Source organism: Coleofasciculus chthonoplastes PCC 7420 (genome assembly GCF_000155555.1).
Taxonomy (GTDB): Bacteria; Cyanobacteriota; Cyanobacteriia; order Cyanobacteriales; family Coleofasciculaceae; genus Coleofasciculus; species Coleofasciculus chthonoplastes_A.
The window spans coordinates 397,930-417,242 of sequence record NZ_DS989844.1 but is presented as its reverse complement, the minus strand read 5'-3'; the positions used below and the strand labels follow the sequence as shown (position 1 = coordinate 417,242).

General features: G+C 46.3%; 13 protein-coding genes, 1 tRNA gene, 2 pseudogenes and 1 riboswitch. Of the genes and pseudogenes, 11 read left to right on the top strand and 5 right to left on the bottom strand.

The genetic code is table 11. From position 1 onward, the window contains the following. Nucleotides 1-354 precede the first annotated feature (354 nt). A riboswitch (TPP riboswitch) is annotated at nt 355-451 on the top strand. 10 nt (nt 452-461) lie between these two features. The 3 genes and pseudogenes from thiC to MC7420_RS07480 all read left to right on the top strand — a co-directional run bounded on the left by thiC (nt 462) and on the right by MC7420_RS07480 (nt 4,931). After that, nucleotides 462-1,835 carry a phosphomethylpyrimidine synthase gene (thiC, locus tag MC7420_RS07490; protein WP_044205585.1) on the top strand — a complete coding sequence of 458 codons (1,374 nt, stop codon included), beginning with the start codon at nt 462-464 and terminating at the stop codon, nt 1,833-1,835. Nucleotides 1,836-2,081: 246 nt separating this feature from the next. Further along, nucleotides 2,082-3,788 (top strand): adenylate/guanylate cyclase domain-containing protein, encoded by a 1,707-nt coding sequence (locus MC7420_RS07485; RefSeq protein WP_006099603.1) that lies wholly within the window; start codon nt 2,082-2,084, stop codon nt 3,786-3,788. Between the two features lie 434 nt (nt 3,789-4,222). After that, nucleotides 4,223-4,931 (top strand): annotated as a pseudogene (locus MC7420_RS07480) (Uma2 family endonuclease). Between the two features lie 131 nt (nt 4,932-5,062). Here MC7420_RS07480 and MC7420_RS07475 read toward each other — a convergent pair. Together MC7420_RS07475 and MC7420_RS07470 are read right to left on the bottom strand one after the other, a co-directional pair. Beyond that, nucleotides 5,063-5,464 carry a hypothetical protein gene (locus MC7420_RS07475; protein WP_044205583.1) on the bottom strand — a complete coding sequence of 134 codons (402 nt, stop codon included), beginning with the start codon at nt 5,462-5,464 and terminating at the stop codon, nt 5,063-5,065. Then, the gene (locus MC7420_RS07470; RefSeq protein WP_006099295.1) at nt 5,465-9,403 is read right to left on the bottom strand and encodes an nSTAND1 domain-containing NTPase; all 3,939 of its coding nucleotides are present in this window, start codon (nt 9,401-9,403) and stop codon (nt 5,465-5,467) included. A 256-nt stretch (nt 9,404-9,659) separates the two neighbouring features. Here MC7420_RS07470 and MC7420_RS07465 point away from each other — a divergent pair, with 256 nt between their 5' ends. After that, on the top strand, nt 9,660-10,112 hold the full coding sequence (locus MC7420_RS07465; protein ID WP_006099319.1) for a hypothetical protein: 453 nt from the start codon (nt 9,660-9,662) through the stop codon (nt 10,110-10,112). Nucleotides 10,113-10,164: 52 nt separating this feature from the next. Next, a complete protein-coding gene (locus MC7420_RS07460) occupies nt 10,165-11,586 on the top strand; it encodes a hypothetical protein (protein ID WP_006099429.1) in 1,422 nt (473 codons plus the stop codon). A gap of 13 nt (nt 11,587-11,599) precedes the next feature. Here the strand turns inward: MC7420_RS07460 and pyrE are convergent, their stop codons facing one another. Further along, complete coding sequence (gene pyrE / locus MC7420_RS07455; RefSeq protein ID WP_044205580.1) at nt 11,600-12,226, bottom strand: orotate phosphoribosyltransferase; 627 nt, start codon at nt 12,224-12,226, stop codon at nt 11,600-11,602. Nucleotides 12,227-12,310: 84 nt separating this feature from the next. On the opposite strand from pyrE, the gene MC7420_RS07450 reads away from it, so the two are divergent. Further along, nucleotides 12,311-12,772, top strand: a complete 462-nt coding sequence (locus MC7420_RS07450) for a hypothetical protein (protein ID WP_006099437.1) — start codon at nt 12,311-12,313, stop codon at nt 12,770-12,772. A 46-nt stretch (nt 12,773-12,818) separates the two neighbouring features. Here the strand turns inward: MC7420_RS07450 and MC7420_RS07445 are convergent. Beyond that, nucleotides 12,819-12,891 (bottom strand) — tRNA-Ile (locus tag MC7420_RS07445). A 542-nt stretch (nt 12,892-13,433) separates the two neighbouring features. Here MC7420_RS07445 and MC7420_RS07440 point away from each other — a divergent pair. The 4 genes and pseudogenes from MC7420_RS07440 to MC7420_RS07425 all read left to right on the top strand — a co-directional run bounded on the left by MC7420_RS07440 (nt 13,434) and on the right by MC7420_RS07425 (nt 16,909). Continuing rightward, a complete protein-coding gene (locus tag MC7420_RS07440; RefSeq protein WP_006099199.1) occupies nt 13,434-14,201 on the top strand; it encodes a hypothetical protein in 768 nt (255 codons plus the stop codon). Nucleotides 14,202-14,640: 439 nt separating this feature from the next. Beyond that, nucleotides 14,641-16,074 (top strand): hemolysin family protein, encoded by a 1,434-nt coding sequence (locus MC7420_RS07435; RefSeq protein WP_390435015.1) that lies wholly within the window; start codon nt 14,641-14,643, stop codon nt 16,072-16,074. Nucleotides 16,075-16,298: 224 nt separating this feature from the next. Further along, nucleotides 16,299-16,562: pseudogene (locus MC7420_RS07430) on the top strand (element excision factor XisH family protein); the annotation flags it as partial. Then, entirely contained in the window at nt 16,553-16,909 is a 357-nt protein-coding gene (locus MC7420_RS07425; protein WP_006099467.1) for a XisI protein, read from the top strand. The pseudogene MC7420_RS07430 and the gene MC7420_RS07425, both read left to right, overlap by 10 nt. 169 nt (nt 16,910-17,078) lie before the next feature. On the opposite strand, the gene MC7420_RS07420 is transcribed toward MC7420_RS07425, so the two are convergent. After that, on the bottom strand, nt 17,079-18,746 hold the full coding sequence (locus MC7420_RS07420) for a DUF6930 domain-containing protein (RefSeq protein WP_044205576.1): 1,668 nt from the start codon (nt 18,744-18,746) through the stop codon (nt 17,079-17,081). 241 nt (nt 18,747-18,987) lie between these two features. Here MC7420_RS07420 and MC7420_RS07415 point away from each other — a divergent pair. Then, a partial coding sequence (locus MC7420_RS07415) for a HesB/IscA family protein (RefSeq protein WP_044205574.1) occupies nt 18,988-19,313 on the top strand: 326 nt, incomplete at its 3' end.

The window sequence follows — 19,313 nt, the reverse complement described above, 5'->3', positions numbered from 1 at the left end:
GGCTTTAGCCCCGTTCGTAGTAAGGGCTTTAGCCCTAGATTGGGTTAGGTGACATACATCAACCCTAGACTATCATTAAGGGGAAATGTATTAATTTTCTCGACTCGCCCCGCTATCGTCAATGGGAAGTGTCTTAATTTTGTTGAGGAACCCGAATCTTTTGTTAATTCAGAATCAAGGATAACTTGGTGGGTTACGGCGGATAGATCATTCAATAGTTCGTTTCCTCAATTGACTACCGCCTAACCCACCCTACGGGTTAAAAGATTTATCTATTTAGGTGTGCCAAGTTACTATAAACGTAAACTTTTATAACGCTTTATCCTCTCACCCGACCCTAGTGGTACGATGAACAACTAAAGCTAGGGGTGCCTGAGCAACCAGGCTGAGATTACACCCTGAGAACCTGAGACTGGTTAAGACCAGCGGAGGGAAGCGGTTTATTAATAAGGAATCTAAATATGAGATCAGAATGGGTCGCCAAGCGGCACGGACAGGGTAATGTTACACAAATGCACTATGCCCGCCAAGGTCTGATTACCGAGGAAATGCAGTATGTCGCAAAGCGGGAAAACCTCTCCCCAGAGTTGATTCGGGATGAGGTGGCGCGGGGGCGCATGATTATTCCCGCTAATATTAACCATACCAACTTAGAACCGATGGCGATCGGCATCGCGTCTAAGTGTAAAGTTAATGCCAATATTGGGGCGTCTCCTAATTCGTCCAATATTGACGAAGAAGTCGCCAAGTTGAACCTGGCGGTTAAATATGGCGCAGATACCGTGATGGATTTATCCACCGGGGGCGGAAACCTGGATGAAATCCGCACCGCGATTATCAACGCTTCTCCTGTACCGATTGGTACGGTACCCGTGTACCAAGCCCTGGAAAGTGTTCACGGTACTATAGAAAACCTAACCCCGGATGATTTTCTCCAGATTATTGAGAAACATGCCCAGCAGGGTGTTGATTACCAAACCATCCACGCCGGACTTCTGATTGAACATCTACCCTTAGTGAGAAATCGCCTCACCGGGATTGTCTCTCGCGGTGGCGGTATCCTGGCGAAGTGGATGCTGCACCACCATAAGCAGAATCCTCTCTATACCCACTTTGACGATATTATCGAGATTTTCAAGAAGTACGATGTCTCGTTCAGTTTAGGCGATTCCCTGCGTCCAGGATGTACCCATGACGCCTCTGACGAAGCGCAACTAGCCGAACTGAAAACCCTGGGACAACTGACTCGCCGCGCTTGGGAACATGATGTGCAAGTGATGGTGGAAGGTCCGGGTCATGTACCGATGGATCAAATTGAGTTTAATGTCAAGAAGCAGATGGAAGAGTGTTCTGAAGCACCCTTCTATGTGTTAGGTCCCTTGGTCACTGATATTGCTCCCGGTTATGACCATATCACGTCCGCGATCGGGGCAGCTATGGCGGGTTGGTATGGGACAGCCATGCTGTGCTATGTAACACCGAAAGAACACTTAGGATTACCGGATGCTGAAGACGTGCGAAATGGCTTAATTGCCTATAAAATAGCCGCCCATGCTGCCGATATTGGACGCCAGCGTCCCGGCGCACGGGATCGAGATGATGAACTCTCCCGCGCCCGGTATAACTTCGACTGGAATCGCCAGTTTGAATTGTCACTAGACCCCGACAGGGCAAAAGAATATCACGACGAAACGTTGCCAGCAGATATCTATAAAACGGCTGAATTCTGTTCGATGTGTGGACCCAAGTTCTGCCCGATGCAAACCAAGGTTGATGCGGATGCGTTGACCGAATTGGAGAAGTTCTTAGCCAAGGAACCGGTTAAGCAAAGCTAACCTTAAATTATAACACATCAAAGCCAATGGTGGGTATGACCCACCTTTTTTATTGCTTGGAATTAATCTTATAGCAGTAGACACATCGATTAGGACGTTCGGCACCATTGTAGAGACGTTGCATGCAACGATATTATAATTGGTCATTTTTTCGCGGTTTCGGTAAAAATATAGCAAGTTGTGTCAGTTCAAGAACCTCAGGGTGACTACTGTTTAAATTGTGCCGCATCTCTAGACCGTTAACCCTTGTTTAAGCCGAATCGTCAAAGTAAAAGGTTAAAAAAAAATCTGCTTAGAGGAATTGTCAGTATCATTAGATGGCTGGCAAAACTCGGTAAAGGTTTGTATAATACAATCGCGTCGCATCAGCCGCGTCAGTATTCCTCTACCCAACCCCCGATGCAAGCGGCACCTTTACCCCACAACGAAGCCGAGCGGATCAAGGCTCTTCAGGGGTACAACATTCTTGATACCCTACCCGAACAAGACTTTGATGACCTCACGATGTTAGCCTCACACATCTGTGGGACTCCCATCGCCCTGATTAGCCTAATTGATCAAAATCGCCAGTGGTTTAAGTCAAAAGTTGGCATCGATGCGACACAAACACCCAGAGACCAGGCATTTTGCGCTCATGCTATTCTGAATCCGGAAGATATCATGGTTGTACCCAATGCCTTAGAAGACGAGCGGTTTGCGGGGAACCCTCTGGTAACGTCTGATCCCAATATCCGATTCTATGCGGGTGCTCCTTTAGTAACTGAAGATGGTTTTCCCCTGGGAACCCTCTGTGTGATTGATCAGATTCCTCACGATCTCACACCGCAACAGATCAGCGCCCTCCAAGCCCTCAGCCGTCAGGTGATTAACCAAATGGAACTACGGTTGAATTTAACTCGGTTAAATCGCCAAATTGCTAGACGTCAGGAAGTCGAAGCCAAGCAGCGAGTATCAGATCAGCAAGTCGTCGAACTCCTGGAAAGCATGACTGATGGGTTTTTTGCCTTGGATAGACAATGGCGATTTACCTACGTTAATCAAGTCGGCGCTCAAATTTTACAGCGCCAACCTGAAGAATTACTGCGTCAGAATATCTGGGACACTTTTCCCGATGCGGTGGGTTCAAAATTTGATCGGCAATATCACAAAGCAATGGATCAACAGACTCCTGTCACCTTTGAAGCCTTCTACCCACCGATCAGATGCTGGTTTGAAGTGCGAGCTTTTCCCTCCTATGAAGGACTCTCGGTTTTCTTTCATGACATTACCCAACGCAAGCAAACCGATGCGGCTTTAAAACGGGAAAAGCAAAAAGTTGAGAACTTGTTACTCAATATTCTGCCCCAACCCATTGCCAAGCAGTTGCAACATGAGCCAGGATTAATCGCCCAGAAACATGAAGATGTGACTATTTTATTTGCCGACTTGGTGAAGTTCACTCAACTAGCGGGTCAGATTTCTCCCCAAGAACTGGTTAGCTTGCTCAACATGATCGTTTCTACGTTTGATCGATTGGCACAAAAGCATGGTTTGGAAAAAATTAAGACCATTGGGGATGCTTATATGGTGGTTGGCGGACTGCCTACCCCTCAGAGCAACCATGTCGATGCGATCGCGCAAATGGGACTGGATATGCAACAAAGCCTTGAACAAATTAATACCTCAACGGGTAAGAATTTTCGTTTGCGAATTGGGATTAATACTGGAGTCGTTATTGCGGGCGTCATTGGTACGACTAAGTTTAGCTATGACATTTGGGGTGACGCGGTGAATATCGCTAGTCGCATGGAATCTCGCGGTCAACCGGACAAAATTCAGGTGACTGAGATAACGTATCAGCGCTTGCGAGACAAGTATGAGTTAGTCGAACGGGGGTTTATCCGGGTTAAAGGTAAGGGTAAGATGAAAACCTATTGGTTAATTGGTAAAAAGCCATCAATTGTGCAACAGTAACGTTCCCAGTTTGACCTTTCTAATCTCCATAAAAGCAACTGGCACTGTTGGGAGTTTTTTTAGAGAAAACATGGCATTTATGAGTGCATGATAACGCTCTGTGTCTGACTATCATTGATTGCTTGGAGACTCCTTACTCCCAGCGAACACAGCAGCAAGAGCGCTAGCGATCGCAAATTTATAGCAGGTTGCGCTGGTCTATTTACAAATCAATTGGCTGAAGAACTGCTAAAAGCCCTATATAATCAGTGTTTCTTCCCCCTATTTCCTATTGCAAGAAAGCGAAGCGCTATAGCATCGAAACCTCACCAGTCGATCTAGGGGCAGGGCTGAAACGGGATATCGCTGCTGTTGTTTCGTTGGCGATCACAGGGCAAGGGGCTAGCCATTTTCACACTACACTAGAATTATCATACTCTCGTTGTGGAACTGCCATGTCTTTCGCCCAAGAACTGGAAACGTCCGAAGACCTGTGGGATGATATAGTCTTTCCCCCTAGTGACTTACTCAGTGACGAGCCTCCTTTGGAAACTGACTTGCATCGCCTACAAATGACATTGCTCATCGCCTGCTTAGAATGGCTGTGGCGAGAGCGTAATGATTTCTACGCCTCTGGTAATCTGACGATTTACTATTCTCCCCGTCAGCGGAAGTCGGAGAAGTTCCGGGGACCGGATTTTTTTGTGGTGTTAGGAGTGGAACGCTTCCCGCGCCAAAGTTGGGGTGGTTTGGGAGGAAGATGGGAAGTATCCCAATGTGATTATTGAAATTCTTTCGCCTAAGACGGCGGCGACTGATCGAGGCTTAAAAAAGCAGCTTTACCAGGATGTTTTCCGGACTCCCGACTATTTCTGGTTTGACCCGAATAGTTTGGAGTTTAAAGGATTTCACTTGGTCGATGGGGAGTATGAGGAATTGCCACCGAATCAGCAAGGGTGGTTATGGAGTAAACAATTGGGGTTATATTTGGGAATTTATGAGTCGAAGTTGCGCTTTTTTAGTGCCGAAGGACAGCTAATTCCCATACCCCAAGAAGTTGCTGAACAAGAACAGCAACAGCGAGTGCAAGCCGAGCAACAGTTAACGGAAATGGAGTCGTTGTTGAGTCAATATCGGGAACGGTTTGGAGAGTTACCCGAATAAATCGGCAACGATATTGAAGATTTTCGGCAGGTAAGGCGATCGCACTACTGTTCCTGTGTCTCTAAACAGGTGAATAGCAAAAAGGAAGCGAAGCCTTCCCCCTTCATCGGATTTCCACGACCCCTGAATCTTTACCACAATTCTTGCAAGACTTCATCCGTAAAAGGATTTTTACCCGCTTTGAGTTCCTTAATCCAGCCTTGCAATTTAGCTTTACCTTCATCAGATATATCAGGGGAATTCACATAAGCTTGCAAATCTTCAATGGCTCCGGTTTTATCTCCAGTTATAGCTTTAGCAATGCCTCGATTAGCTTGATAACGCGCCTTGCTCTCTTGGCGTGCAAGTTTAACCGCTTTATCACAGGCAAACATAACCTCAACCTCAAAGCGGTTAAGGCTGCCATAAAGACACAGACTATTCCATGGGTCAGCCGAGGTTTGCAAATTTGGGTCAAATTGTTGGGCTTTTTGGTAGTGGCTTAAAGCCTCTTTGAACTTGTCTTCTTCCAGCAGTGTCTCTCCTTTGGTCACTCAACCAGGAGCAGCTAATTTTTTGGCTTCTGTTTCCAGGGAGGTGAGTTGATAGTGAGGGTTAAGTCTTTTGGCTTGTTTAAACTTCTTGATCGCGGCATTGATATCTTGCGTTTCTTGGGCGATTGCTTTCCCCTGCCTCACCAAAAACTCGGCTTTTTCTGTTTCTTTCCAGCCACCATATTGCAAGCAGGTTGCTCCCGCTGTCTCGTTGTCAGGAGAGGCGAGTCGCGGATGCAGGCGCAATCTCTCACAGCCTACTTGTAGCAGATCTTGCCAATTTCCTGCACGCCAGAGTTTGAACGTATTGTCATAACTGCCACTGATGATCCTTTTGCCATCGGGACTAAACGCCACGGCATCGACAGCATCTTCATGTCCTCTGAAGGTGTCGAGCAAGTTGCCAGAGGTGTCCCAGAGTTTGAGCGTGGTGTCAGTACTGCCACTGACAATCGTTTGACCATCGGGACTAAACGCTACGGCAGAGACAGAAGCTTCATGTCCCCTGAAGGTGTGGAGCAACTTGCCTGAAGTGGTGTCCCAGAGTTTGAGCGTTCCGTCACCACTGCCACTGACAATCCTTTTGCCATCGGGACTAAACGCCACGGCAGTGACACCACCTGGATGTCCCCTGAAGGTGTCGAGCAAGTTGCCAGAGGTGTCCCAGAGTTTGAGCGTGGTGTCAGTACTGCCACTGACAATCGTTTGACCATCGGGACTAAACGCTACGGCAGAGACAGAAGCTTCATGTCCCCTGAAGGTGTGGAGCAACTTGCCTGAAGTGGTGTCCCAGAGTTTGAGCGTTCCGTCACCACTGCCACTGACAATCCTTTTGCCATCGGGACTAAACGCCACGGCAGTGACACCACCTGGATGTCCCCTGAAGGTATGGAGCAACTTGCCTGAAGTGTCCCAGAGTTTGAGCGTATTGTCATCACTGCCACTGACAATCCTTTTGCCATTGGGATTAAACGCCACGGCATTGACAGCATCTTCATGTCCTCTGAAGGTGTGGAGCAACTTGCCTGAAGTGGTGTCCCAGAGTTTGAGCGTATTGTCATCACTGCCACTGACAATCCTGTTGCCATCGGGACTAAACGCCACGGCATTGACATCAGCGTCATATCCCCTGAAGGTGTGGAGCAACTTGCCTGAAGTGGTGTCCCAGAGTTTGAGCGTATTGTCATCACTGCCACTGACAATCCTGTTGCCATCGGGACTAAACGCCACGGCATTGACATCAGCGCCATATCCCCTGAAGGTGTGGAGCAACTTGCCTGAAGTGGTGTCCCAGAGTTTGAGCGTATTGTCATCACTGCCACTGACAATCCTTTTGCCATCGGGATTAAACGCCACGGCATTGACAGCATCTTCATGTCCTCTGAAGGTGTCGAGCAAGTTGCCAGAGGTGTCCCAGAATTTGAGCATTCGGTCATCACTGCCACTGACAATCCTTTTGCCATCGGGATTAAACGCCACGGCATTGACAGCATCTTCATGTCCTCTGAAGGTGTCGAGCAAGTTGCCTGAAGTGGTATCCCAGAGTTTGAGCGTTCGGTCATCACTGCCACTGACAATCCTTTTGCCATCGGGACTAAACGCCACGGCATTAACATCAGCTTCATATCCCCTGAAGGTGTGGAGCAAGTTGCCTGAAGTGTCCCAGAGTTTGAGCGTTCGGTCATCACTGCCACTGACAATCCTTTTGCCATCGGGACTAAACGTCACGGCAGAGACAGAAGCTTCATGTCCTTCTAAGGTGTCGAGCAAGTTGCCTGAAGTGGTATCCCAGAGTTTGAGCGTATTGTCATCACTGCCACTGACAATCCTTTTGCCATCGGGACTAAACGCCACGGCAGAGACAGAAGCTTCATGTCCTTCTAAAGTGTCGAGCAACTTACCTGAAGTGGTATCCCAGAGTTTGAGCGTATTGTCATCACTGCCACTGACAATCCTTTTGCCATTGGGATTAAACGCCACGGCAGAGACAGAAGCTTCATGTCCGCTGAAGCTATTGCGTTCTCGCACGTCCCCCACCGCGTCATAGAGGCTAGAGTAAACTTCACTGAGGACTGTTCCGACGGAGTTTTGACTTTTTCCGGTAGTTTGGATAGCTTGAATCAGTGGGGTAGCTGTTCCCAAGGGGAGGAGTATTTCAATATTAACTGCCTCTTCTCGCAAGCGTACCATTGTCGCCAGTCTGCGCGACTGTAACCCGAAAACGGTGGAAACAATTGCGGCTAGGGATACTACCCCAATAACTCCTCCAATCGTTAACCTTTGTCGGCGGCGGCGGGTTTTGTCCTCTTGACGACTAACGTTGATATACTCCTCCGCCACACCATCGAGCATTCCCAACTCACCATATTTACTCAAATAATCTTCAGCCTTAGCCAGTTTTACCCCCGTAAGCAGCGATTCCATCGTCTTGGGTTTACCCTCGGCTTGCCACTGCTGCGCCTGAGTTTCAATCTCCCGTTCGACAATCATCGCCTCTCGGTTCTCATCTTGCCAATCCCGTAACCGCTTCCAATGGCGAATTAAGGCTTCGTGAACCACATCAATTTGAATGTTGGATGTTGGAGATGCGTCTGTTTTCTCAGACTGTGACGCTTCACACGTAATTAGGCGGTTGTCGGCTCTAGCCAGAATATCGCTAACTTCTTTTAATATCGCTAAAGAATGATGAGAGTTAGCTAAATCCTCCAAGTAAACCCGTCGGCGAGTGTCGTAGGTGTCTCCCACCTGCGTCAGTTCCAAAAACAAACGTTGGGCGACAATTTTTTCTTCTGATGAAAGGCTTTGATAGACTTGTTCGGCGCGTTTTTCCAGGGTTCCCTCAATTTCCCCTAATTGTGTGTATGTGGAGAGCCGTAAAAACTGTTCCCCTCGCTTTTGGGCTTCATTCCACAGTTCGGTCAGGGTATATTGCAACAAGGGTAAACTGCCGGGATAATCTTCGACATCATTAATAATCCGTTCTTTTAACTCCCCTTCGATGCCTAATCCTACCCAATCAGCAGGTTTGACAATCGCTTCAGCAATTTCCTCTCGGTTTAAATGTTCGACATTAATGTAGGGTTTGTTGATGCACTCCATTAAGGGGCGATATTCGCGCAATCGGCTGCGAAAATCTGACCGCATCCCGATAAATAGATAGAGGTTGGGGTTTTGTTGGTTTAATTCGATGAGATAGTTGAAAAACTCCTGGCGCTGGATTTCGTCGCACATGGTAAAGGCTTCTTCAAATTGGTCGATTACCATGACGACAGGTTGAGAGGAAATCCCCTCATCCCCCAACCCCTTCTCCCACAACGGGGAGAAGGGGGGTAAGAGAGAAGCCTTGACTTGCTGTTGTTCTCCTCTCCCTGGATGGTGAGGGTGAAGCGTTCCTTTTTCTATTACTTCCTTAAGACGAATGGCACTGAAATAAGCATTGTCAGATCTCCAAAACCCTTGATATGCCGTAGGGTGGGCATTGCCCACCAGCCTTAAGTCAGTGACATTCTCCTTAAGACTTTCCAGAGGATTTTCTTGCGGCGAAAAAGGTTCTAAGTAAATCCAGTTATCGCTCCCAGGAATATCCTGCCCCAGCTTAAGCTGATACAATAATCCTGCCCGTAATAAGGAAGACTTACCACTACCCGACGCACCCAAAACTGCCACGAAATGGTGTCCCTGTTTCACTCGTCCAATCAGTTGCTGTGTTAACGCACTCCGTCCACAAAATACCGCTGCATCCTCTGGTTTCTCCGTAAAATAAGACAACGAACGATAAAAACAGGTATTCTCAAACCGTCTTTTCGGCGATGAAGTTGTCAGCAGAATTGCCTGGGAGGAATTCTCAATTAACGGGCGCTGGGATGTCTGCGCCATCCGCCTTTCAATAAAACCTTTTAAAAGGTGACTGGTAACAATACCATCGGGGTAATTAGTCATAGCACCAGAATTGTAAAATTATGGGGAGGAGATATTTAACCTTGATAAGCTGTTCGGCATTTAAACCTTAATGTCAATAATGAGTGTCAATAATGGCGAAATCCTTGTAGTGCGAGCATCTTGCTCGCTACTCATTCCCATCTTGCTCGCTACCCATTCCCAATTTAAATGCATGACAGCTTATCTTCATAAGTATATCAATTTCTTCTGAACAGTCTCGTTCACTCTCGATACCCTTTTTGTTTTGACAATAGCCATGAACACGCCGATTAACACAACCATCTTAGCATTCCTCCTTGCCCTAGAGGAGTTAGATACATCTCTGAGTCAGTCAGAGAAAAAGACGTTAGCTGAGATTGCTGATCAACTGGATGTCCAACCCAAAGCGTGGGAAAGCTTTACCCAACCCCTTTTATTACAAATGATTGCGGACAATGAGTTATTAAATCAGCGTTACCAAACTTATAAATCGAAGCTTGATTCCCTGGAAACGATACCGAGTGAACTCTTGCCGACTGTAACCGAAATCGAACAACTCAAAATGGGAGAGTCGTTACCGATGACTCGAGGATATAAACCTCAAACTGAAGCTACAGGTTACAACCAACAAATTAATAATGTGGTTATTGTCATCAGTCGTTCTGAACACCCCGAAGCAACGGTCAAAAAATTAAGCTTGATTGAAAAATTAAAACAACTTTTCGATTAAGTGCCAATGGTGGGTTACGCTGCGTTAACGCACCCTACACACAGCTAAAATTGTGGCATGGATTTTACGATTAAATCGGGCGCACGTCGGTGCGCCCCTACAGATAGAAACCCTAAATAATTCAATCACTCAATTGGTAGTTTTTAAGCTCATGAGAGAACTTGTTTATCCAACTCTTGATTTATTTGTGTATGATTTAAAAGAGGCACTGAATACGACGGATGAATTCACCCGAAAAAATCAAGAGATTTTCATAAGGAAGTTGCCGCAAAATGTGGCAATTATTGACTCAGATAGGGAATCCGAGTATCTAGAACTTCTTCCTCAAAAAACAGAAGACTTTAAAACCGATAAGGTAGAGGGTTACTATTTCCCTGTCCGCCTTAACGATGTCTACGGCTTGCAAGTTGACTGTTCCGTCAACAACCAAACTGAACCTCAACCTGTTGAATGTTTTAGCTTGTTAAAATCTGAAATTGAATCCCGATTAAACGAACAACCCATAACCCTAGGGCAAGCATGGATGCTTTCAGGTTGGTTGCCTAAAGATTCCCCTCAAAACCCCAAATCAGTTGCCCAAAATTGTTATCAAGCGTTCTGCAAAGATGGCAATTGGCAGCGAGATTATCAAGGAGAAGGTACAATTTTCGGCGGCAACGTTTTCTATCTCTGGCAACCGTATTATTCTATCAGAGATTTAGCGGATTCTAGTCACGATTTACCCTTAGAGAACCGCCCCATCCTGATTGCTATTTATCCCAATGTCGAAAGCGCCCAAAAAGCGGCAGAGTTTTACCCCGATTGGATGGGATTATTTTGCTATTATACTAAAATTAATTGGGCTTATGCTCAAAGCCGTTTGATTAAGAAAAATATTTTTGATTATTATAAAAGGATTGAACGCGATCGCCAAATGATTACCCTTCAGAATAACAAGCCAATCAGTTCTCAATTCACCGAATCTAAACTAAATCTTGATAAAATCCAACAAGATATTAAGCAATATAGCAGTGATGTATTGGGACTAGCCTTTCAAAAGCAAATCATCGATATCAATTTCACAAATTATCAAACTCGCTTAGAAATGATTCGACAAAGACTTGATAGCGATAGCCAGTTAGATTTTCTGAATAAATTTAGTGATTTAGTTACCCAAAAATATATTGTGCAAATTGATAAAGACTCAGAAAATATGCAGCTCGGCTTTCAGCTTCTCGAAGATGACATCAACGCCGTGCGAAGTCGGATCGAACTCACCAAAGCCGAACGCGATCGCAGCTTTCAAGAATTCGTCGCTATCGTCGGTGCTGGAGTAGCTGGAGCGTCTTTTGCCCCAGCCGATAAAAATTGTCAGCCAATTTTTTCTAGAACCGCCGTAATCTGTAAAGTTCCAGTTCTTTTTAGTCTGCTTGTCTTTGTAATTGTAGCTGGATTGACCTGGTTGCTCCGCAGACAATGGAAAGGATCTCCTTAAGGTAGATAAGAGATTACAAGGTTTTGCTATCCTGTTGGCGCTGCTGATAGCGCTGTTGGATATCCTGAATTGTAAATACCGCCTGAAACGCTAACCCAACCGACTGGTAAAACTCAGCACCGCCTTGCTGTCGGTCAACCAACGCCAGCACCTGATCCACCTGATACCCCGCCTCTCGCAGTCGCTCAACGGCTTTCATTGCCGATTGTCCTGTGGTTACCACATCTTCTAACACTACAACCTTGGCTCCGGCTGGCAGATTCGGACCCTCGATATATGCCCTTGTACCATGTCCTTTGGCTTCTTTACGGATAATTAAAGCAGGAATAGGTCGATTTGCGATCGCGGACACCACACTCACCGCACTGACAATCGGATCAGCACCCAAGGTTAAACCCGCAACAGCTTGAGTATCTTGGGGAAGGAGAGACAGTAGCAATTGTGCGATCGCTAATCCTCCCTGAGGATGCAGTGTCACCTGTTTACCATTAATGTAATAGGAACTGCGTTGTCCCGACGAGAGAACGAAGTCTCCCTCTTTGTAAGCCAGTTGACAAAATAAATCCAGCAGTAACTGGCGCTCTTGCGTTAATTGGGGTGAAGTATCCAGAGAAAGCAATGGTTTACTGTTGTCAGCCATGATAGTCAGATGGTGAAAATCCAATCACTACTATACTGAATTCAAATATCAGAATATGATTGAGGAAAAGTGAGGCGAAGAATTATGCATAAGGGGTTGAGGATATTGCTTAGGGGTTTGGTCGTTGCGGCGTCTACAGTAGTAGCTAGCACAGCACTGGCACAAACAGAACCCTCAGACTTTGAGCCAATCCGCCTAGAAACGATTCCAGACACCTTTGAGCGAGCGTTTTTCAACGAATCGGGAACGTTTTACGAAAACCGCAGTCTCGGACGTCAGCTCGAATACATGATTGGTCCAGGTGGAATAGGAAGTGCGGGATTTCCAGATTTGGAACTTGAGCGAGATGCCGAATTGATTAATATTCTCTACGAGGATGCATTAAACCGACAGTTTGCCAGTGATCCAGTGATTCGTACTCCAGATTTACCGAATCCCTTCGACACCTCAGTACGCTTATTGCCTGTCTCTGATCGCTTTAGACCCCAAGCGAGTCCGCGAATTGAAGGGACTGAGTTTTTCTTTGAAGCTCCATTGCCACGGTAGCGGCTTTACATCAGCCACTTGAGCGGGGGAGGATATCAAAATAAAATCCAGGGTGCAGGAGTTGAACCTGCCTAGGGCGAATTATGAGTTCGCTGCCTCAACCGCTCGGCCAACCCTGGTGAATCTGTCTCTTTACTATATTATAGTAATCGGAGTTGGATATCCTGTAGCAACAGTTGAGTGATATTCCCTTGCCGCCCATTCTAAAAGGATTCTCCTAGTAGAGGCTCTAGGGCAAACAGCAGCCGGCTGACAAGTTTTATGTTATCGGCTTTGTCGCCTATTTTTAAGGGGTGGGTATTTGAAGCTAAACTCCACTAGGAGAATAATGGTGATGTTGGCAGATTCACATAGCGATCGCGCCGCCGATCCAGCGTCTTAATTAAATGCAACATTTGCCATCAACTTTTTTTACATCAACGCGGCGACAAAAACTAAAATGGAGAGGACTGCTCCGTGGAGTAATCTAGTCCTGAGATTTATGATAATGCTGTATAAAGGTCTGTGAGCTGTCATCTGGCTTTATGCTATTCTTGACAAATCTTGCCCACCTGATGATAGGTGCGGGGGTATTACCTCCAGCGTTAGTGTAAGCTGTCACTTGTCTCGATGCGCTATAACCATAAGTCGTGTCAATCTTCTTCTATCACTTGAATCAGTAATGAAATTCAACTCGACTGTAGCACTCACTCTGATTCTGCTGGCAATGATGTTAGGTGCTGGCTTTGTGAGTGCCATGTGGGGATTTTCCCTAGGTCATGAAGCTCTTAAAGGTGTGACTCAGCCAGATGTTCGCCCGACGAAGAAGCTGGCAAATAACCAGGAGGTTGAGCCGGGTGACAAAGAGGTTGCGCTGTTGAGTGAACGGGAGATCCTGGTCAACGTTCACGCCTATATCCATGACCAAGATAAGGATGAAGATTCTAATTCCGATAATAATGACTCTGAGTCAAAGAGCCAGACTGAGACGGATAAGCCAGACGAGTCAGCCGCAGAGAATCAGCAATCTGAAGGTGAAGACGAATCGTCTGAATCGGATGTATTTGACACAGAGACATCGTTTACCAGTAGTGGCTCGAATCAAAATTTACCGCTCAAAAGCCAGGATCGGGGGGTCACGTTGGAGGTTCGTTCCGCCAATCTTCAGGGAGGCTCGTTGTTGCTGGATGTTAGTTTGAAGAATGAGGGTGATAATCCGGTTCGATTTCTTTATAGTTTTTTAAATGTTACCGACGACAAAGGTCGAGCGTTGAGTGCGATCACCGAAGGATTACCGGGAGAATTACCGTCAAATGGTGAGGAATTTTCGGGTACGGTGAGTATTCCTACAGCATTGCTGGATGACGCCAAAGCGCTTTCGTTAACCCTAACTGATTATCCCGATCAAAAGCTGAAGCTGAAAATGTCCGAAATCCCTGTCGCCAGGTAAATGGTAACGGAGCAGGTTGGGATCATTAAGCATGAAAGCATATAAAATTCCAGTAGGTTGGGTAGAGCGATCGCCAAACCTAAACGGTTAACCCTAACATTGGGTTACTCTACCCTTCGAGTTCTCCTATTTGAGTTCTCCTAGGCGAGTACGAGAAGTGTTCCGCCTACGTCTCTCAACTCAACCGACAAAGGTAATATGCTCCCAGCAGGTTTAGTGCAAATGTTTTTCTTACGTTCAGTTCTATTGCTCGCTGTATGTTAAACGGTATTTGTCAATCAATACAGTCCCCTAGAAAGAGGCTGTCTGTGAAGTACCGTTGTGGATCTGCTCAAAGAAGCAGTAGAACTGCTTTTGCTGGTTACCTGCTACCGTTCTTATGGTTGCCCACTTAATTTTTCTGACTGCGAGTGCTTCTACTCCCCTTACCAGCCGGGACATGCTATTGCGATTATTATTAGTCCTGCTCTTGATTGCCATCAATGCTTTCTTTGTCACGGCTGAATTTTCTATGGTTTCGGTGCGGCGATCGCGGATTAACCAATTGGTTGATGCGGGGGATGTGCAAGCTAAAACCGTTCAATCCTTACAACAGAGCATTGAGCGTCTACTCTCAACGACTCAGTTAGGCATTACTCTATCCAGTTTAGCCTTGGGCTGGATTGGCGAGAATACTGTCGCCGTTTTCGTTGCTGCTGTACTGACTAAATTGCCTTTACCCCCAGAGATGGTTCAAGGAATGGCTCATTCTCTGGCAATTCCGGTGGGATTTTTCCTGATTGCTTATCTGCAAATTGTTCTCGGTGAACTCTGTCCGAAATCTGTGGCGTTGCTGTATTCTGAAGAGTTAGCTCGGTTTTTGGGTCCTCCGAGTCTAGTGATTGCCAGATTTTTCAATCCGTTTATTTGGATTTTGAACCAATCAACGCGCTGTTTATTGCGGCTGGTTGGTGTGCAATATACGGGAGGATGGTGGAATAACCAAGTGACTCCGGAAGAGTTACAGTTAATTATTACCACTGAGCGGGAATCCACGGGTTTAGAAGCCGAAGAACGAGAGTTACTGAATAATGTCTTTGAATTTGGCGAAGTTTTGGCAACCGAGGTGATGGTTCCACGCACCAGTATTGATGCCATTTCGAGTACAGCAACGGTGCAAATGGTGTTAGAAGAAATTGCCAATACCAACCATTCTCGCTATCCGGTAACAGGGGAATCTCTGGATGATATTCGCGGGATCATCCATTTTAAAGAGTTAGCTAAACCCTTATCGGAGCGAAAATTAACCTTAGATACACCGATTGAACCCTGGATTCGTCCCGCCCGATTTGTCCCGGAATTTACCCCCTTGAGCGAACTCCTACCCTTGATGCAGCGATCGCACTTGGCAATGGTGATGGTGGTGGATGAGTTTGGCGGTACGGCTGGCTTGGTGACGCTGAAGGATTTGGTGGCGGAAATTATTGGTGATAACCCAGAACCGGAAAGCCCCGAAGAAGTACCGATCCAACTTGTGGATGAACAAACCTTTTTAGTTCAAGCTCAAATGGATTTAGAAGAAGTTAACGAACTTTTGGATTTAAATTTACCGGTAACCGATGAATATCAAACCTTGGCGGGTTTTTTATTATATCAGTTCCAAAAAATTCCGCTGCAAGGGGAAATCTTGAATTATGAAAATCTAGAGTTAAAAGTTATCTCCGCCGCAGGACCCCGCCTGAACCGAATTAGCATTCATCGGTATGAACCCACAACGGTTCCGGTTGAAGAACTCTCGGAAACAGATGTGACATCAGACATTACTTCAACTGAGAATACAGCGAATGAACCCCAAGGTGATACGCCAGATGCTTCTACCAATGATTTAGAGTAAAGGGTGACCCGATCCAATTAGGGGCTGCTGAATAATTGTTGTGATGAGGGGGAGCAGGGGAAGCTGGGGAAGCACCCTTGAGTCCTCTGGCAATAATTAACCCACAGTAGCCCTTCGTTTTTAGACACCGTTTTTCCCAATCCTCACGATTCGCTGTATGATTCGGATCAGCTACTAAAGCGCGTCTGAATCATTTGTATAATATGGTAAAAGATAGATTTCATGATGTTGTTAAAACTGCTCTAGAAGTCAAAAGCTTTATCGGTTCGTCTAATGTTTCAGAGTTTCATACAGCATTAGGTCAATTCCTCAACTATAGAGATGCACTGGCAAGGATTGAACCCGATCGCCAACTTTATCTGGCTGTGCGAGTGCCAGTTTATGAAAGTTTTTTCCAGCGACGCTTCATTACAGCAGCAGTTGAGCGGTATCAAATACGATTGGTAATTTACGATGTGAAACAGGAGGTAATTGTTCAATGGCTATAGAGCAATATCGCCAATATATTCAAAATCTGCTCTCAGAACGTGCTGAGCGGGCGGCGCGGCAAAGAACGGCTCCAGAATATGAGGTTCAGACTGTTTTTGATACACAGCAGGATTACTATCAACTGCTATATGTGGGGTGGCGTGGAAATAAGCGTGATTTTGGCTGTATTCTGCATATTGACATTAAAGGTGGGAAAATTTGGATTCAGCATGATGGTACGGAAGAGGGTATTGCCAACCGATTAGTCAAAATGGGAGTACCGAAACAAGATATCGTTTTAGCCTTCCATGAACCCGAAGTGCGTCAGTTGACAGATTTTGGTACAGGTGATGCGATCACACATTAATCCAACAGGACTTACGCAGCTACACCACTTATCGTGGCAAAGGTGGGTTAGGCTAAGCTCTCCCCACCCTACACATAGAGGCTTTGCGTAAGTGTGATGCCTTTACTCCCCCGTGCTGGATTTATCTTAGCAGGGGGTTTGGGGGAGTTGTCAGACCCACGCTGTAATTTTAAAATTCAAACACAGGCATAAGTTGTAGCATACCTAATCCTAACTCCTTAACTGAGAGCGATCGCGCTTCAAAGAATGCCATCATATCCTTGGGTTGAGGATTACCGCGAGAAGCACCTTTGAGTCCTCTGGCAATAATTAACCCACAATAGCCCTTGGTTTTGAGACACCGTTGTTCCCAATGCTCACGATTCGCCGTATGAGTCGGATCAGCTTCAGGAAACTCACCAAATAGGTATAGATGATTATCTCCTGTTTGCAAAATGCCCAAATCATAGCGATCGCCAACTAGAGGATCTTCTCCGGGGTTAAAGCCAATCCCCTTGAGTCCCCCGGCTGTTTGAATTTGCTCGATTAACACTTTGGCTTTCGGGCGAGTGGTTTGAATTAACACCACAGGTAACCCTTCTCCTAGGGGCGGGGCATCTTGAGACTGATAAAAATCAATATCCTCCTGTAGCAGTGCTATACTCTCCCAGGGCATCATCCCCAAACTCAGATAAGAATCTTTCGGGATTAAGTCATCCCGTAGGGGAAGTTCCAGTTCCTCCTCATCCTCATCCTCATCCTCATCCCAGTCCTCGTCATCCATATCATCATCAATCGCCATCTCCCATAACTCAGAGGCTACCTCTGGTCGTGTAGACACTTTAATAGACGCGATTGATTTTGACTCCGTATCTTCCTCTTCCGTATTTACAGGGATAGGGATGCGAAAGCGCTTGTTCATCGCTGGAAAATCATCCGCCGCTAATTTTCGGGATGATCCTTGGAAAAATCGATGTAGGGCTTCCAGCGCCATATAGGCAAGTAGGGCTTCTTCCTCATCCAGGAAGGGGCGCATTCCCTCTAATGGATGCACCGCACCAAAACTCGGCAAAATCTCTTCAACAGATAAATCGGCTAAATCTACATCCTCATCCTCTTCAAAGTCCTCATCCGCCGCTTGATAGGTAATAAACAAGCAATCTTGTCCCAAAAATGCCTGTTCCATCGCCTCGACCGATTCCTGATTGACGACCGACTCCCGAAACCGTTGCAGTGAATCCAGGGAGCGATAGAGCAGAATTCCGTACTCTACACCCAGCATCCCCATAACCGAGACGTAGAACTCACCCACATCCCAGCGATTTAATTCCACACTCAGGATCTGATGGTCAGCCAAGATATCCCAAGGCGCATCCAGCCAAATCTCATACGCCTTACCGATCAATAGATCCGCATACTTCGGGGGTAACGGTGGCTGGCGCTGGAGGGCAATTTCCTCAAACCCGCGAAATAACTCATCAATCAGGGGTAAATCAGGGACATAATCGATCGCAATCTCCAACTCTTGCAGCACCCCACGCAATAAAAACTGAACTTCGCGATCGCGTACCACAATTTTAGAGGGACGGGCGGGTCGAGCCGGACTTTGGGGATGTTCCATGGCTCGCAATAGGGTGCGAACAATCGCTTCAGGTCCCATTTCTGAGGAGACGATATCCATCGCCCGGACAATTCCTTCTGAGCCATCCACCCAAAGAATGCACTCATTATTACCCTCAGCATCAAAATCACCCTGATCGGATACAGTCACTAAAGAACGGCGATCCCCTTCCCAGACGCTGGGTATTTGGGGTAACCGTTTGAGCCGACGACGAGTATTGCGATTGAGAGCAGACATAGGGTATTTGGCAATAAGTGCAAAAACCATGGCAAGTCAGCCATGATCAATAATCGATATTCCTATTAAACCGCAATACCTTCCGGGCTGCGCTTCATTGTTTGGAGAAAGGAGTTCCCAAGAAAATTTTTATGGGGTAAATACACGTTAAGGGGTCAGTCTCGATAAACTTGATCCATAAGCGTGGAACATCAGTCGTTCGTCATCCAAGTTTAACCTAACCAGGAGTTACAACATACTCATGACACAAGCAACAACACAGCAACGAGGTATCCAACTGACCGAACAAGCCCTCAAGCATATTGTGGCGCTGCGAGACCAACAAGGACAAGACCTATACTTACGGGTTGGTGTCCGTCAGGGGGGCTGTTCCGGGATGTCTTACATGATGGATTTTGAAGATCCGAGTAAGGTACGGGATAACGATGAAGTGTTTGACTACGAGGGCTTCAAAATAATATGTGATCCCAAAAGCATCCTGTACCTGTACGGTTTGGTCTTAGATTACAGCAATGCCATGATTGGGGGAGGCTTCCAATTCACCAACCCCAACGCTAATCAAACCTG